The organism is Reyranella massiliensis 521 (assembly GCF_000312425.1).
Taxonomy (GTDB): Bacteria; Pseudomonadota; Alphaproteobacteria; order Reyranellales; family Reyranellaceae; genus Reyranella; species Reyranella massiliensis.
Genome location: NZ_HE997181.1, coordinates 5,430,382 through 5,446,263, shown reverse-complemented (window position 1 = coordinate 5,446,263; position 15,882 = coordinate 5,430,382). Strand labels below are relative to the sequence as shown.

General features: G+C 64.5%; 15 protein-coding genes. 14 read left to right on the top strand and 1 reads right to left on the bottom strand.

Translation table 11 applies throughout. From position 1 onward, the window contains the following. The 6 genes from BN60_RS26565 to BN60_RS26540 all read left to right on the top strand — a co-directional run bounded on the left by BN60_RS26565 (position 1) and on the right by BN60_RS26540 (position 5,842). A complete protein-coding gene (locus BN60_RS26565) occupies positions 1-546 on the top strand; it encodes a DUF1833 family protein (RefSeq protein ID WP_020699227.1) in 546 nt (181 codons plus the stop codon). After that, positions 528-965: an NlpC/P60 family protein gene (locus tag BN60_RS31090; protein WP_177324868.1), complete on the top strand. Its 438-nt coding sequence runs from the start codon at positions 528-530 to the stop codon at positions 963-965. Before BN60_RS26565 ends, BN60_RS31090 begins: the two co-directional genes overlap by 19 nt. Continuing rightward, on the top strand, positions 965-4,126 hold the full coding sequence (locus BN60_RS31705; RefSeq protein WP_020699225.1) for a host specificity factor TipJ family phage tail protein: 3,162 nt from the start codon (positions 965-967) through the stop codon (positions 4,124-4,126). Before BN60_RS31090 ends, BN60_RS31705 begins: the two co-directional genes overlap by 1 nt. Continuing rightward, positions 4,123-4,377: a hypothetical protein gene (locus BN60_RS26550; protein ID WP_020699224.1), complete on the top strand. Its 255-nt coding sequence runs from the start codon at positions 4,123-4,125 to the stop codon at positions 4,375-4,377. Before BN60_RS31705 ends, BN60_RS26550 begins: the two co-directional genes overlap by 4 nt. Further along, a complete protein-coding gene (locus BN60_RS30615) occupies positions 4,361-4,939 on the top strand; it encodes a hypothetical protein (protein WP_148283532.1) in 579 nt (192 codons plus the stop codon). The genes BN60_RS26550 and BN60_RS30615 overlap by 17 nt, the downstream gene beginning before the upstream one ends. Before the next feature lie 294 nt (positions 4,940-5,233). Continuing rightward, positions 5,234-5,842: a hypothetical protein gene (locus tag BN60_RS26540; RefSeq protein WP_148283531.1), complete on the top strand. Its 609-nt coding sequence runs from the start codon at positions 5,234-5,236 to the stop codon at positions 5,840-5,842. 8 nt (positions 5,843-5,850) lie between these two features. Here the strand turns inward: BN60_RS26540 and BN60_RS26535 are convergent, their stop codons facing one another. Continuing rightward, the gene (locus tag BN60_RS26535) at positions 5,851-6,549 is read right to left on the bottom strand and encodes an SOS response-associated peptidase family protein (RefSeq protein WP_020699221.1); all 699 of its coding nucleotides are present in this window, start codon (positions 6,547-6,549) and stop codon (positions 5,851-5,853) included. Positions 6,550-6,705: 156 nt separating this feature from the next. Between BN60_RS26535 and BN60_RS26530 the strand changes: the two genes are divergently transcribed. The 8 genes from BN60_RS26530 to BN60_RS26495 all read left to right on the top strand — a co-directional run bounded on the left by BN60_RS26530 (position 6,706) and on the right by BN60_RS26495 (position 15,817). Then, positions 6,706-7,533, top strand: coding sequence for a DNA adenine methylase (locus BN60_RS26530; protein WP_020699220.1), 828 nt, complete (start codon positions 6,706-6,708; stop codon positions 7,531-7,533). A gap of 511 nt (positions 7,534-8,044) precedes the next feature. Next, positions 8,045-8,497, top strand: a complete 453-nt coding sequence (locus tag BN60_RS26525) for a type III secretion system chaperone family protein (RefSeq protein ID WP_020699219.1) — start codon at positions 8,045-8,047, stop codon at positions 8,495-8,497. 158 nt (positions 8,498-8,655) lie between these two features. Then, positions 8,656-9,462 carry a prolipoprotein diacylglyceryl transferase gene (gene lgt, locus BN60_RS26520; protein WP_020699218.1) on the top strand — a complete coding sequence of 269 codons (807 nt, stop codon included), beginning with the start codon at positions 8,656-8,658 and terminating at the stop codon, positions 9,460-9,462. 11 nt (positions 9,463-9,473) lie between these two features. Then, positions 9,474-10,589: a class I SAM-dependent methyltransferase gene (locus tag BN60_RS26515; RefSeq protein ID WP_020699217.1), complete on the top strand. Its 1,116-nt coding sequence runs from the start codon at positions 9,474-9,476 to the stop codon at positions 10,587-10,589. Next, positions 10,586-11,353, top strand: coding sequence for a peptidoglycan editing factor PgeF (pgeF, locus tag BN60_RS26510; protein ID WP_020699216.1), 768 nt, complete (start codon positions 10,586-10,588; stop codon positions 11,351-11,353). The genes BN60_RS26515 and pgeF overlap by 4 nt, the downstream gene beginning before the upstream one ends. Positions 11,354-11,407: 54 nt before the next feature. Further along, positions 11,408-12,397, top strand: a complete 990-nt coding sequence (locus BN60_RS26505; RefSeq protein ID WP_020699215.1) for an LPS assembly lipoprotein LptE — start codon at positions 11,408-11,410, stop codon at positions 12,395-12,397. A 139-nt stretch (positions 12,398-12,536) separates the two neighbouring features. After that, complete coding sequence (locus tag BN60_RS26500) at positions 12,537-14,123, top strand: ABC transporter substrate-binding protein (protein ID WP_020699214.1); 1,587 nt, start codon at positions 12,537-12,539, stop codon at positions 14,121-14,123. A 98-nt stretch (positions 14,124-14,221) separates the two neighbouring features. Next, a complete protein-coding gene (locus BN60_RS26495; protein WP_043284358.1) occupies positions 14,222-15,817 on the top strand; it encodes an ABC transporter substrate-binding protein in 1,596 nt (531 codons plus the stop codon). Positions 15,818-15,882 lie beyond the last annotated feature (65 nt).

Genomic DNA, 15,882 nt, shown 5'->3' with positions numbered 1-15,882 from the left:
ATGCCCGATCCGACACTGAAGGAAGCCATGGCGGAAGCCTATGCCATGGCCCCCACCGACGAAGTGCTGATTAGCACCCTTGAGCTTCGTCATCCTGCATTCCTGGGGGAAGACGGATTGCCGGACTCCGCCTGGGTGACGACGGACGAAGCCGACTTCGAGGGCACATTGGAGATCGATGCGCCGGTGCGGCCGGGCCAGACCGTGACATTCCGGTCGCTCGCCTTCCGCTTCCTGCTGGCGCCGATCGAGCCGACGGCGCGGACCGAGCTGCAGATCGAGATCGACAATGTCAGCGGCTTGTTGATGGAGCAGCTCGACCGCGCCCAGGGCGACGCCCGCAAAGTCCAGATCGCCTATCGGCCCTATCTCGCGAGCGATCCCAGCGAGCCGCAGATGATCCCGCCGCCGACCTACGATCTCTCCAATGTGAAGATGAACCCCGTCACATCACGGGCCACCGCGCGCGTGGACATCGAGTTCGACCGCGCCTTCCCCTCGCGCGTCTACACCGCGCGGGAGTTTCCGTGGCTGATCGGAGCGTGAGCGTGGGCGAGTTGCAGCGTCACTGGTCGGAGCGCTTCCTCGCCGTCGCCTACGAACAGGGCGCACAGGGACCGGGCGCATACGACTGCTGGAGCCACTTCCGATGGGTCCAGCGCGAGCAGTTCGGCCGCGACGTCGCCTTCGTGCCCTCGCCAAGGAGCCGCGGGACGACGGCGCGTATCCTGCCGGTGCTCGCCACCGAGTTTGGCTGGAAGGAGATCGACACCCCTGCCAGCGGCGACGGCGTGCTTCTGTCGTACTGGAAGATGCCGACCCATGTCGGCGTCTATGTCGGCGATGCCCGCGAGCCCTCGGTGCTGCATTGCCCGGAGGGCGGTGCGGCTCTGCATTCGCTGTTCCATCTCAGAGCCGCGGGCTGGCGGCTTCGCGGCTTCTATCGCTATCTGGGCGCTGCCTGATGGGCATCGTCGTCCATACTCCCAATCCCTTCAATCCGACCGATCGGCAAGTGCATGCCGTGCGCCGCCCAATGAGCGTGCGGAGGGTCGTAGGCAAGCTGCCGGCGCTGCGCCGCCATACGTCGGTGCGCCGCATCGGCGGCCGGCGCGTGCGTGAGTTCGATCGCGCCACGGTGTGCTTCTTCAACGGCAAGCCACTGATGCGGAAGGACTGGAGCCGCACCGTGGTTGCCGAAGCTGACGTCGTTCTCTTCTTCGCGCCTCCGGCCGGCGGTAACGGCGGGTCAGCTATCATCAGCATCGTGGTGGCTGTCGCCGTCGCAGTCGCCGCTCCCTATCTGGCAGGGCTTTTAGCACCGGTGCTCGGCTCGGCGTTAGGTGTGTCGGCGGCGACCTTTGCCGCCGGCACGATCGGCGGCAGTCTGCTGACGGCCGGCATTGGCATCGCGTTGACGGCGGCGGCGGGAGGCATCATGTCGCTGTTCGCCCAGCCGCCGCCCTCTGCGCAGAACTATTCGTCGGGCTATGCCGGCGCATCCGGCGTGGCGGCGCAAACCTCGCCCACCTATTCGTCGAGTGGCTTCAGCCAGAACACCGCGCGGCTCGGGCAGCCGATCCCAGTGCTGCACGGCCGTCACATGGTCGTGCCCGACTATGCCATGCCGCCGATCGTCCGATACGAGGGCAACAAGCAGTACATCAGCGCGTTCCTGATCGTCACCCAGGACCGTTGCAACATCGAGGCAGTGCGGATCGGCGAGACGCCGATCAGCTCCTATTCTTCGATCGTCTACGAGAAGGTCGAGCCCGGCGCCGTGCCCAATCCCGCAATCTGCGATGTGCGCCTTCTGCCGTGCCGCGACATTGCGGACATCGAGTTGCCAGATTCGGCCGAGGGTTCCGCCTGGAAGGGACCGTTTGCCGCGAACCCGCCCGGCACCACCATTGACTGGTTTGAGGTCGACAATATCTGTCCGCGCGGGCTCTACCGCTTCAACAACTCCGGTGGCTTCGATACCCGCACCGTTACCGTCGAGGTCCAGGTGCAGGCGCTCGACGTGACGGGAGAGCCGGTCGGCGCCTGGATCGATCTCGATCCCATCATCATCAGCGCCGCCGACAGTGCAGCTCAGCGCGTCACCACGGGCTTCTGGACACCGTCGGCCGGACGCTGGCAGGTCCGCCAGCGCCGCACCGATCTGAAGGACACCGCCGCCAACGCCGGCCATCATGTGAGCTGGGCGGGCCTGCGCGGCCGGTTGACCACGGATCGCAAGGTGGAAGGTGTCACCGGCATGGTGATCAAGATGGAGGTCAACGGCGACCTCAACGGCACCACGTCGCGACAGGTCAACGTCATCGCCCAGCGCCTGCTGCCGACCTACGATTTCGAGACGGGCCAGATGGGCACGGAGGAGGTTGAGACCCGCAGCCTCTGCGACGCGTTCGTCGATATCGTGCGCAACGCGAACTATGGCGGCCGCAAGCCCGACAGCAAGATTGATCTGGCGGGCATCTATGCCAACCAGGCCGACTTCACTGCAAAGGGATGGGAGTTTAACTTCGTCTGGGATCAGAGCGTCACGGAATGGGAAGCGCTTGGCCGAGTGGCCCGCGCCTGCCTCGCCGAACGCATCGTGCAGGGCCAGAAGCTGCGCCTGGTGCGTGATCTCCCACCGGTGGGCGCCGTGATGATGTTCACTCCCAGGAACATCAGGCCAGAGACCTTCGAGATCGAGCAGAAGCTGATCGACGATACGACGTCGGACGGGATCGTCGGCACGTTCATGGATACGCGTTCCTGGCGACCGGACACGATCACCGAGGCGTTCGATGACAGTCCGCAGATGAACCTCTCGACGGTGGCGCTGCACGGCGTCACCGTGCGCAGCCAGGCCCGCGAGGTTGTGTGGAACCTCTTACGCGCCAATCGCTATCGCCGCCGCATCATTGGCTTCAGCACCGAGGCAGAAGGCTTGATGGTGCTGTATGGCGACGGCATCGCGGTCAGCCACGACATGCCGAAGTGGGGACAGTCCGCCGAGGTGCTCGCATGGGACGCCGCGTCGCGTACCATGACCTTGTCGGAGCCAATGACCTTCATGCCCGGCGGCAGTCACTATCTGGCAGTCCGCAACTTCAGGGGCGAGCTCACTGGCCCGTTTACGGCGACCAAGGCCAATGACGACGGCGATCGCATTGTTGTCGGCCCCGGCACCCTGCCGTCGATCTATACGGGCGCCCGCAAGGAGCGAACGATTGTCCAGTTCGGTCTGGGCACAGCCTATGCCAAGCGCCTGAAGGTGATTGGCGTGACGCCGCGCAACGACCTCAGCGCTCAGATACTGGCGATCCCCGACGATCCGCGCATGTACGATCCGATCCCCGAGGAGGTCGAGAACCCGCCCCCGATCGGCGCGCCGGTCGAACCGCTCGACATTCACGTCACCACGAACACCAGCATTCTCAATCTGCGATCAAAGGCGAATGCCAGCGGCTGGACGGGCAACCCGGCGCAAGCCGTCACCATCACGATTGATCCGGGCGTGCATGTTGTCTGGGTCGCGCGCGGCACCTGGCCGGCAGGGTTTCAGCCGACATTGATCAACAAGGGCACCATCTCGGGCGCCGATGGCGCGCCCGGTGAAGGTGGTCCCGGAGGCAGTGCCGCGCCGGGCGGGTTGATGGCCTTCGCCGGTGGTCCCGGCGGCGCGGGTGGCGTCGGCCTCGACGCGAGCTCCGGGCCGCTCAAGGTCGACAACAGCGCGGGCACGATCCGCGGCGGCCGTGGCGGCGGCGGCGGCGGTGGAGGCGGCGGTGGCTCCTACCATGAGACTTCCGAGGTGAGTGGCGACGTGCCCATCATGGTCGCTCATCCCTTGGACGGCGGCGCGGGCGGTGCGGGTAACGGCAGCGCAGGTGCAGTAGGAATGATGGACAGTGTCGCGACGGGCGGCACCGGCGGCACCGGCGGCACGCTGGGGGCTTATGCCGGCACGGGTGGCGTGGGTGGCCCTGGCAGCAGCGGCAGCGGCGGTGCGTTGAACTATGGTGGTGCAAACGGCGGTGCAGGCGGCCCCGGAGGTCCGGCCGTTGTCGGCAATGCCAACATCACGTGGGTTGGCAGTACCGGCACGCGCGTCGGGACGATCCGGCCATGAGTTTCGTCGATCCCGACACCCGGCTTACCGAGCCTGAGCTCGATCGCGAGAAGCAGCGCGCCCACATGCGCATGGTCGGGCGGCGTGACCGTGTCATCTGGTCGGCCGACATGCTGGCAAGTCGGGCCTACAAGCGGGCTCACCTCGCGGTGCTCGGCTGCCGCACCGAAGCGCAGATCGTCGAGATCGAAGAGGCGTTCAACAGCGCAATGACCGCCTTCGCGGAGGTGCTCGATGCCATCAAGGTTTGACGGTGTCGGAGCGATCGCGCTCGACGAAACCGACCGGCTGTTGATCGAGGCGCTTGCTCGATGCTCGTTCCTGCCGGCGTCGTTCGACAAGCGGTTCGCCAAGAACATGAAGACGATCGCCGGACGCATCGGCGGTGCGCTGACGCCGCGACAGCGCTCGCGCCTCAACGCGCTGGTCTATCGGTATCGTTGGCAGATCGCCGCGAAGTTGGTTGCCAAGGCGGCACTGCGGCTTGCCGAAGAACAGGCGGCATTCCGCCTCCAGTCGAGGGAACAGGCGCCGATTGCCGATGCGCCGAAGCCGGTTCGAAACCCACTCGACGATCTGTTCAGTCAGCCGACCGTAATTCTCACTTCGGTGGAGGATAGTCTTTCGAAATCAGTCGCAGATACGGTTGCTTCGGGTCGGTTGGCTTCCCCAACTCGTCCGCCTGATCGGCGATCCAATGAAGCGTCTTCTGCGTTTCGGGAACGCCAGCCGCCACCGCTTCCGCCATGCCGCGAAGGTGCACCGTCAACTCAGCGCGATCTATCAGCCCTCGATGCGCGAGATAATCGATGACGGTAGCGATGGCCAAATTGGCGCCTGCGCAACTGCCGGACAGCGCGCGGAGATTTGCTTCGATGCGATCCATGAGCCCCTCTTCTGATGGCTGTCATGGTCGCAGAGGCGCGCGGCCTTTGGGACTTGGCGAATGCAAGGATAGTGGGGATGACCTGTGCTGTCGCTGCAGTCACACAAGCTCTGGTGAGGCACTCCGTTTCCGGTGGCAGATGCAGCGACTGGTATTGGCGCATGGAAGCGCTATGACTCCCGTCGAGACAGGCCAGCGTGGGAAGCTTGGAGCTGCTCAAGTTGGCGAAGCGCAAAATCGTGGACACGTCGGCGAAGAAACGTCGCCGCCTGCCCTACGTGGTGGATCTGCATCGCACCGAGCCATTCTGCTCGGCCGACTGGCGACAGCTCAACGAACAGTGCCGGCGCATCACGAACGGGCAGGAGTTTTGGGTAGGCCAGGTCCTGCGCGATGGGCAGTGGCGGTACGTCGCTCACATGGCGGCTGCTCATCAAGCCGACGCATTGAAAGACTGGCTTTGGCGGGAGCGCTTCAGCGCGCGCCGCATCCCGAAGTTTGGACCGACGAAGGAGGAAGCCGAAGCCTTCGAGCGCGAGATCATCGCGTGGGGCATTCGGACAGGTGCGCTACGTCGCGTGGTGCAGGCTTTCCGGCATGCCTATCGAGAGGGGCAGTCGCTGCACAAGTGCCGCACGCTCTCGCAGCAGGCGATGCGGCCGTATTTGCCGCCCAACATGGAGTATTTCGACGGCTCCCGCGTCATGGTGAGCTGGGCAGAGCGCGAACACTATCACTGGTTCAACGGATACAGGCCGTGGGCCAAGGAGGCCTTTCGGCCGCCGGACTGGTATCCGCCGGACGATGCCTATGCGCACAGCGAAGAGTAGCTAGCCGCTCAGCGCTTGCGAGGCTTGGGCGGCTCGGGGAAGGCTTCCCACGTCACGCCCTCGACGGTTTTCAGCAATGCCTTGGCGGTCGCAGGATCGGCATCGCTTTCGCCCAGCCAAGTGGCCCACTCATCATAGCTGTCGCCCAGGATCGCCGGCATGCGCGGGTCATCCTCGGCCGCCTTGATCGTGGTTCCGATCAGCTCGTTGGCAGGCACCGTCACCATAACGCAGGCCAGCATCGGCACTGGCAGATCGGCAATCTCGAAACGTTGCCACAAGAACGCAAAGCCACGCGGCTGGCCATCCTTGGGGTCGACCGTCCACTGTTTCGTAACGGGCTTGTTCTTCGAGTTGAGGACTTCCTGTGCCTCGTTGAACGTCTGAAAGACCACGATGCCGGTCTGCCTGTCGTGGAAGGGTTTGCGGAACGGCTGTATCCGGTCGATGGTTTCGGAGCGTGCATGGATCGGCCGCGGCCGGCGCCAGTCCTTAGGATCGGGAAACCCCCAGCGCATCGGCACAACGCGCCGCTTGCCGGCTTCGGCATCCCAGATGATGACCGGCAGCATGCCGTTGACCTTGTAGGTGTAGACGTCGTCAGCGCCGGCAGCATCGCCGCCGGCCTCACCACCATCACCAGTCAGGGCCTGCGAGAAATCAACGACCTCGCGCCAGGTGGCTTGCGCTGTGAACTTGCCGCACATGTCGCTGTTTCACTTCCAATCTCTCGCCATCGGCGGGGGCTGCACCGCGTCAACGGTGCGAACCGCGCGTTGATACCGCGCACGCCCACAACTGGCCTAGCCATGGCCATCCCGCCACCGGCGATCACCGGGCGGCAAGAAGAGCAAAACCAATCGATGGAGTCGACTCGTTCTCTCGTGCAGGCAGAGCCTGCACGTCCCATCGCCGGCTATGTCGGCGGCAAGCGCAATCTGGCGGACACAATCATCAAGCGCATTCGACGGACGCCACACGACATGTATGCCGAACCCTTCGTGGGAATGGGCGGCGTGTTTCTGCGGCGACCATTCCGGGCCCCGGCCGAAGTGATCAACGATCTGTCGCGCGATGTGGCCATCACCATGCGCGTCCTGCAGCGGCACTATGTGGCCTTCCTCGACATGCTGCGCTGGCAGCTCACCAGCCGTGCGGAGTTCCAGCGCTTGGTCACGGTAGACCCCGACACGCTCACCGATCTGGAGCGGGCGGCCCGCTTCCTCTACCTGCAGAGGTTGGCGTTTGGCGGCAAGGTCGCCACCCGCAACTTTGGCGTGAGCTACGGCCCTGCCCGGTTCGACCTGACGAAGCTGGTGCCGCTCCTGGAGCGGGCACATGAGCGGCTGGCTGGAGTAACGATCGAGTGCCTACCTTGGGAGGCGTTCGTCGATCGGTACGATCGCAAGGGCGTCCTGTTCTTCCTCGACCCGCCCTATTGGGGATCGGAGGACGACTACGGCAAGGGCCGCTTCCCTCGGGAGCAGTTCGAGCTCCTGGCCGACCGGCTACGACGGATCAAGGGGCGCTTCCTGGTGAGCCTCAACGATGTGCCGGAAGTTCGGCGGCTGTTCCGAGGGTGTCGGATCGAGCCGGTGAGGACCACCTACTCGCTGGCAGGCGCCGGGGTCCAGGCGGCCGGGCAGGCTCGGGAGCTGCTGATCAGCGGGCCAGTTCGGAGGGGTCGCTGATGACCTCTCGAAGGGGCTTCGAGAGTTCTCCGCGGGAGGGTCTTTTGAGAGGACGCAATCGCAGGGCGGCCGGTCGGTCGCCATCATCCCTATGGGCGATGCCGCAACGCGATATCACGTCTGGCCGCTATGCGAGTGCTGCCGCCATAGCATTTGCTGCACGCCGCCAAACCAAATGCGCCGCTACAGAGTCAGAACTGCGCAAGAAAGGAGCACCAGAGCTCGATTCGGCGTGCGGAATTCCGGGACTCGAATCTTAGCGCTGGGGATTAAAATCATGGAATCCCTGACTCTTTTCCCCATTTCGCTCGGGATTTCTTATTGCGTCCCTCGCTACCCAGTGGCACGCTTACTGCTGCTAGTGGGTTGTTGGGTGCCCACCACGATATGTCGGCCACCCGCCTCAAGAATGGCTCTTCCGGAGTCGCGTGGCGGAATGGTTGGGGAGCGGTCGATGGCGTTAACGCGACAAGAACGAACCAGACGGAAGGCCGACCTGAACCCGCTGGAAATGATCGAGCAAGTCGTCGCCGCCAACGATTGGCCCTTCGACCGGACCTCGGACCGCGAAATTGCCGTCGAGGTCGCCGGCCGCTGGTGCGACTACCGCATGTTCTTCAGCTGGCGGGACGATGTCGAAGCGCTCCACTTCACCTGCGCCTACGATGTCCGCATCCCCCAGGAGCGTCACAACGACATCCACGTCCTGCTGGCGCTGATCAACGAGAAAATGTGGCTCGGTCACTTCGACCTCTGGAGCGAAGAAGGCCTGCCGATGTTCCGTCACGCCATCCCGCTGCGCGGGACGAGCGGATTGATGGCCGAACAGCTCAACGACCTCGTCGAGGTGGCTATCACCGAAAGCGAGCGTTTCTATCCTGCTTTTCAGTACGTCGTCTGGGCCGGCAAGTCGCCCGCCGACGCGTTGACCGCCTCCATTCTGGAAACGGTCGGCGAAGCCTAAACAAGAAGGACCTCCGACGCCCCCTCTCGTAAAAAAGACCAAGAAGTCTCTTCGTTCGGAAAGTCCCAGCGGCGCCGGTTCGCCAGAACCGGCGCCGTGACCATTTCAGGGGACAGGCTCGCCCGCCCCGAGGTTCGCCCGCTATAAGGGGCACCCTCATGACCCCTCTCGTTATTCCCTATCCCGAGATCGATCCGGTTCTGGTCCAGCTCGGACCCCTCGCCATCCGTTGGTATGCACTGGCCTACATCGCCGGACTGGTGATCGGCTGGCAGGTGATGCGTCGTGTCTGCGAGCAGCCGCCGAAGCTGCTGACGGCGTTGAAGATCGACGATTTCCTGCTGTGGGCGGCGCTCGGCGTCATCCTCGGCGGGCGGCTGGGCTACGTCCTGTTCTACAAGCCGGGCTTCTACATCGAGCATCCGCTGGCGGCGCTCACCCTGTGGGAAGGCGGCATGTCCTTCCATGGCGGACTGCTGGGCGTGATCGCGGCCATCCTGCTGTTCGCGATCCGCAACAAGGTAGATCCCTTCATGCTGTCGGATCTGGTGGCCATCGTGGCGCCGATCGGCCTGTTCTTCGGCCGCCTCGCCAACTTCATCAACGGCGAACTGTGGGGCCGCGTCAGCGACGTGCCCTGGGCGATGGTGTTCCCGCGCGGCGGGCCGCTGCCGCGCCATCCCAGCCAGCTCTACCAAGCCTTCTTCGAGGGTGTGTTGCTGACGCTGGTAGTCGTCGCGGTCTGGAAACTCACCGACGGCCGCCGCCGCCCCGGCCTGCTGACCGGGGTGTTCTGCACCGGCTATGGCGTGGCGCGTATCGTGGGCGAGATCTTCCGCGAGCCCGACGCGCATCTGGGCTTCCTCTGGGGGCCCCTCACGATGGGCATGCTGCTGTCGGTGCCGGTGCTGCTGTTTGGCGCCTGGCTGATCCTGCGCGCCTACCGCAAGCCGCTTCTGCCATAGGGACCCCACCTGTGACCGACAGCGAGCTGGGCGGCCTGATCGCGCGGCGCATCGCGCTCACCGGGCCGATCTCGCTGGCCGACTTCATGGCCGAGGCGCTGGGTCACCCCCGCCTCGGCTACTACCGCCACGCCACGCCCGTAGGCGCCGCGGGCGACTTCACGACCGCCCCCGAAATCTCGCAGATGTTCGGCGAGCTGCTGGGTGCCTGGCTGGCCGAGCGCTGGCTGGCAATGGGCCGGCCGGCGCCGGTGCGGCTGGTCGAACTCGGCCCCGGCCGCGGCACCCTGATGGCCGATGCGCTGCGCGCCACGCGCGGCGTACCGGGCTTCCATGCTGCGCTCGAGCTGCATCTCGTCGAGACCAACGAGCCGATGCGCGCCGCCCAGCGCAATGCCCTTCGGGGCTTTGCACCCGGCATCGCGCCGACCTGGCATGAGCGCTTCGACACGGTGCCGGAGGGACCACTTCTGCTGGTGGCCAACGAGTTCTTCGATGCCCTGCCGGTACGTCAGTTCCATCGCACGCCGCGCGGATGGGTCGAGCGCATGGTCGGTATCGACGAGAACGGCGCGCTCAGGCTCGCGCTGGCGCCGGGCCTCAGCCCCTTCGCCAGGCTGCTGCCCGAGGCCGCGGTCGATGCCGAAGCCGAGATCTGCGAGGCCGGACAGGCTCTGGCCGCAGCGATCGGCGACCGCATCGCCCGCCACGGTGGCTGGGCACTGATCATCGATTACAGCGGCGAGATGGCCGGCCGGGCGGCCTCCCTTCAGGCCGTCCGCAGCCACCGGGGCGCCGACATCCTCGACCGACCCGGAGAGACGGACCTCAGCGCCCATGTCGACTTCGCAGCCCTGGCAAAGGCCTCGGGCGTTGCCTCCTTCGGGCCTGTCGGCCAAGGGGCCTTCCTGCGCGAGCTGGGTATCGCCGAACGCAGTGAGGCGCTAAAGCGCAAGGCAACGCCAGAGCAAGTACGCGCCATCGATGCGGCATCGGCCCGCTTGATTGCGCCCGAGCAAATGGGCACCCTCTTTCGCGTACTGGCGCTGGGCGACAGCAAGAGCGCTCCGCCAGTCGGCTTTTCGGACATCCCCCCTTCGTCGGACATCCCCTCGGACGCGACATGATCCTCGCCAAGACGCTCGCCGACCTCGACGGGGTGCAGCACCGCTTCTTCACGCGCCAGGGTGGCGTCAGCTCCGGGCTCTATTCGTCGCTGAACTGCGGCTACGGCTCCGCCGACCCCCCGGAAAACGTACGGGAGAACCGCCGCCGCGTGGCCGAGCATTTCGGCCTCGACGAACCCGACCTTCAGACCGTGCATCAAATCCATTCGACCGACGTTCTGACCGTCGCCGACGATCGCTGGAGTTCGCCCGGTGCTCCCAAGGCCGATGGGCTGGTCACAGATCGCCCCGGCGTGGTGCTGGGCGTCCTGGCGGCGGACTGTGCGCCGGTGCTGATGGCCGACAACGCTGCCGGCGTGATCGGCGCCTGCCATGCCGGCTGGAAAGGCGCGCTGGGCGGCGTCGCCGACGCGACCATCGCCGCCATGGAGAAGCTCGGCGCCAGGCGCGACCGCATCCAGGTCGCCGTCGGTCCCTGCATCGGGCCGGCCTCCTACGAGGTGGGTCCCGAATTTCCCAGTCCGTTCTTGGAACAGGAGAAGGACAATGCCGCCTTCTTCCGTGAAGCCAAGCGCGCCGGCCACTTCATGTTCGACCTGCCGGGCTATCTCGTGCAGCGCATTGCGCGCACCGGCGTATCGGTGACGGCAACGGGTCACGATACGCTCTCTTCAACCGATGATTTCTTCAGCTATCGTCGCAACACCCTCCAGGGCGTGCGCGACTACGGGCGCGGGCTCTCGGCGATCGCGCTCAGGAGCTGATGTGCCCTACTTGATCATCCTGGTGTTTGTGTGCCTGCTCGGGGTGGTCGCGACATGCGCCATGTTGTGACGCTGCTCTGCCTGCTGGCACTGGCAGCCTGCGCGAGAGTTCCCGGACCTTTCGAACACGACCCCACGCGGGACTCCTACGCTCGCCCCCGGGTCGACAAGGCCGAGGTGGCCATCGCGCCTCCGCGCAACATGCCGCCGGAAATGGGTCAGCGCGTCGCCGCGACCCTGGCGATGGAGCTGCAGTCCTACGGCATCGTCGCCTCGGTGGCGCCTGCCGACGCGCCGATCCTAGTCGACGGCGTGATGAGCACGCGAGACGCCGACATGTCGATCGAAGTTCAGGTCGATTACCGAGTTGTCGGCAGGCCGCGCACCGACGAGCCGGCCACGGTCAAGACGCGGGCACGCCCGGAGGACTATGCGGCACAGAACGAGCGACTGATTTCGCGCATGGCTCAACAGGCCGCTCCGAGGGTTGCGACGTTGATCGGCAAGCCGCCGAACTTCATTCCCCGCGCGCCGGGGCAGGTAGCGGCCGGCATCACCATTCCCTACGAATTTCCTTCCGACCCCGTGGCCGATGGCACCGCAGCCGCCGCGGAAGCCGCAGCTGCGACCGGGACGAAGCCCACAACGGCGCCCGTTCCTACGAAACCCGTGGAGCAGCAGGTCAAGGTTCTCGTGGCTGCCGTGACCGGGGCCCCATCGGACGGCAATCGCCAGCTTTACTCCGGTATGCGCCGGGCGCTGGGCTCGAACAAAATCGTCATTGTCGACGCCGCCGCCGAGGACGTCTTCACGGTCGCCGGCACGGTCAACCTGACGCCCATCGACGAACGCACGGGCAAACTCGTCGTCAAATGGGTGCTGAAGGATCCCGCCGGCAAGGTCGTCGGCGACATCGAGCAGGCGAATCCGGTACCGCTTGCCGCCGCGCGCGGCACCTGGGCCGGATTCGGCGACATTGTCGCCTCCGCCGCGTCCGAAGGTGTGCTCGAATTGCTCGAAAAGGCGCTCAACCGCCCACGCTGACATTGCTGACGCCGATTTCGATTCGTGAATCGGCTTGTCAGAGGGGGGTTCCCGGCTGCTACTGTCTGCACGGGGAGGCGCGAATCTTGCAGGCCTAGAATTTGCAAGCGTCGCACCCGAGACAGGGAGTTTGGACAATATGTTTTCTTTCAAGAAGTCAGCTCTGGCGCTCGTCGCCGCGGCTGGTGCGTCTGCATTGCTGACGGCTGCGCCCGTTCAGGCGCAGACCATCAAGGCCGTGATGCATTCGGACGTGAAGATTCTCGATCCGATCTGGACCACGGCCTACATCCAGCGCAACCACGGCTACATGGTGTGGGACACGCTCTTCGCGATGGACGAGAAGTTCGACGTGAAGCCGCAGATGGTCGACAAGTGGGAGGTCTCGTCCGACAAGCTCGTCTGGACCTTCACGCTGCGCGATGGCCTCGAATGGCACGACGGCAAGCCCGTCACGGCCGAGGACTGCGTCGCCTCGATCAAGCGTTGGGCAGCCCGCGATTCAATGGGCCAGAAGATGATGGCATCGGCCGAAGGTTTCGAGGTCGTCGACGCGAAGACCTTCAAGCTGAAGATGAAGGAGCCGTACGGCCTGGTGCTGCAGTCGCTCGGCAAGCCCTCGTCGAACGTGCCGTTCATGATGCCGAAGAAGACGGCTGAAACCGACCCGATGCAGCAGATCAAGGTCGAGGACGTGATCGGTTCGGGCCCGTTCATCTTCAAGGCCGACGAGTGGAAGCCCGGCGAGAAGATCGTCTACGTCAAGAACACCAAGTACAAGCCGCGCGCAGAGGCGCCGTCGGGCCTGGCCGGTGGCAAGGTCGTCAAAGTCGACCGCGTCGAATGGCTCTGGATCCCCGACGTACAGACACAGGTCGGCGCCCTGCAGAACGGCGAAATCGACATGATCGAATCGCCCGGCCACGATCTGTTGCCGATCCTGGCCAAGGACAAGAACATCAACCTGTTCAACGGCAACCCGACCGGCAACCAGTATACGTTCCGCTTCAACAGCACGGCCAAGCCCTTCGATAACCCCAAGATCCGCCATGCCGTGTTCGTGGCCTTTGCCCAGGAGGACTTCCTCAAGGCCACCATCGGCGATCCGCAGTGGTTCAAGGTCTGCAAGGCGCCGTTCGTGTGCGGCACGCCGCTCGCCACCGACGCCGGCATGGCCGACGTCCTGAACGGCAATGCCGCCAAGGCCAAGCAGCTCCTCACCGAGGCGGGCTACGACGGCACGCCGATCGTGCTGATGCAGTCGACCGACCTGCAGGTGCTGACCAATTTGGCGCCGGTCGCCAAGCAGCAGATGGAGCGAGCCGGCTTCAAGGTCGACATGCAGTCAATGGACTGGCAGACGCTGGTCGGCCGCCGCGTGAAGAAGGATCCGCCGAGCCAGGGCGGCTGGCATGCCTTCCTCACCTCGTGGGTCGCCGCCGACATCCTGAACCCGGTCATGGCCGGCTTCTTCAACGCCTCGTGCGACAAGGCCATGTTCGGCTGGCCGTGCGATGCGACGATCGAGAAATTCCGCGACCAGTTTGCCAAGGAGACCGACCCGGCCAAGCAGAAGCAGATCGTCGAGGATCTGCAGAAGTACTGGGCCAACAACCCGACGCACATCAACGTCGGCCAGTGGTATTCGCCGATTGCGCGCCGCAACAACATTGAGGGCAACATGATCGCCCCGGTGCCGGTGTTCTGGAACATCACTAAGAAATAGTGAGGTTGCGCGCGGGGCTCCTCGCCCCGCGCGCCCATCGACGAAGGTGGGGCGGAGACCTGCCTTTCTCGATGGGGAGAGACACCCGGAGGGACGCTATGAAACAAGCGTTTAGGCGTACACTTGCGGCATTGGCTGCAGGCACCATCGTTGCCGGTGCCTTCGTCTTGAGTACAAGTCCGGCACTGGCGCAGGGCAAGGTCCTGAAATTCGTCCAGAACGGCAATCTGACGATTCTCGATCCGATCTGGACCACGGCCTACGTCACGCGCAACCACGGGTACTTCATCTACGACACGCTGTTTGCGTCGGATGAGAACAATGCGGTCAAGCCGCAGATGGTCGACAAGTATGAAGTCTCGCCGGACAAGACGGTGTGGACCTTCACCTTGCGCGACGGTCTCGAATGGCATGACGGCAAGCCCGTCACTTCCGAGGATTGCATCGCCTCGATCAAGCGCTGGGGCGCCCGCGACGCCATGGGTCAGAAGCTCATGGACTTCGTGAAGGAGCTGAAGCCGGTCAACGACAAGACCTTCCAGATGGTGCTGAAGGAACCGTACGGCCTGGTGCTCGACTCGCTCGGCAAGCCGTCCTCGCAAGTGCCCTTCATGATGCCGAAGAAGGTCGCTGAGACCGATCCGTTCAAGCAGATCGACAGCCAGATCGGCTCCGGCCCCTTCATCTATGTCAATGCCGAGTCCAAGCCCGGCGAAAAGCACGTCTACATCAAGAACCCGAAGTACAAGCCGCGCGCCGAGTCGGCCTCGGGTCTGGCCGGCGGCAAGGTCGTCAAAGTCGACCGTGTCGAGATCATCGAGATGCCGGACACCCAGCAGCAGGTGAACGCCCTCATTGCCGGCGAGATCGACCTGATCGAACAACCGCCGCATGACCTCATCCCGGTGCTGAAGAAGGACAAGGGCGTGAAGCTGGTCGACTGGAACCCGCTCGGCCACCAGTTCATCATCCGCTTCAATCACCTGGTTAAGCCGTTCGACAACCCCAAAATCCGCCAAGCGGCACTTCTGGCGATGCGGCAGGAGGATTATCTCAAGGCGACGGTGGGCGAGCCGGAATATTACAAAGTCTGCTCCGCGGCCTTCGTCTGTGGCACGCCCAATGCATTCGATGCGCCCAATGGTCTTCTCGTGAAACCCGACTTCGAGAAAGCAAAGGCGCTTCTCAAGGAAGCCGGCTACGACGGCACGCCCATCGTGCTGATGCAGTCGACGACCTTGCCGGTGCTGACCAACACGGCGCCCGTGACCAAGGCGCTGCTCGAACAGGCCGGTTTCAAGGTGGACATGCAATCCATGGACTGGCAAACGCTGGTCACGCGACGCACCAAGAAAGAGCCCCCTGCGCAAGGTGGCTGGAACGTGTTCCATACCTTCTCGGTCGCTGCGGACATCCTGAATCCGATCTCGACCTCGTACATGGTGGCGCAGGGCGACAAATCGTGGTTCGGCTGGCCAACCGATCCGGTTATCGAGAAGTTGCGCGATGACTATTCAAAGGAAACCGATCCTGTGAAGAACAAGGCACTGGCCAAGGCCGTGCAGGACCGTGCATTGGAGACCGCGCAGTACGGCTGGATCGGCCAGTGGTACGGCCCGGGTGCGGCGCGTGCCAACGTCACCGGCTGGCTGAAGGCGCCGGTGCCGGTGATGTGGAACGTAGAGAAGAAGTGACGGCAACGTAGCTGCCGTCATCGTGGGCGAAGCGAAAGGACTCCTTTTGCTTCGCTCGGGGTGAG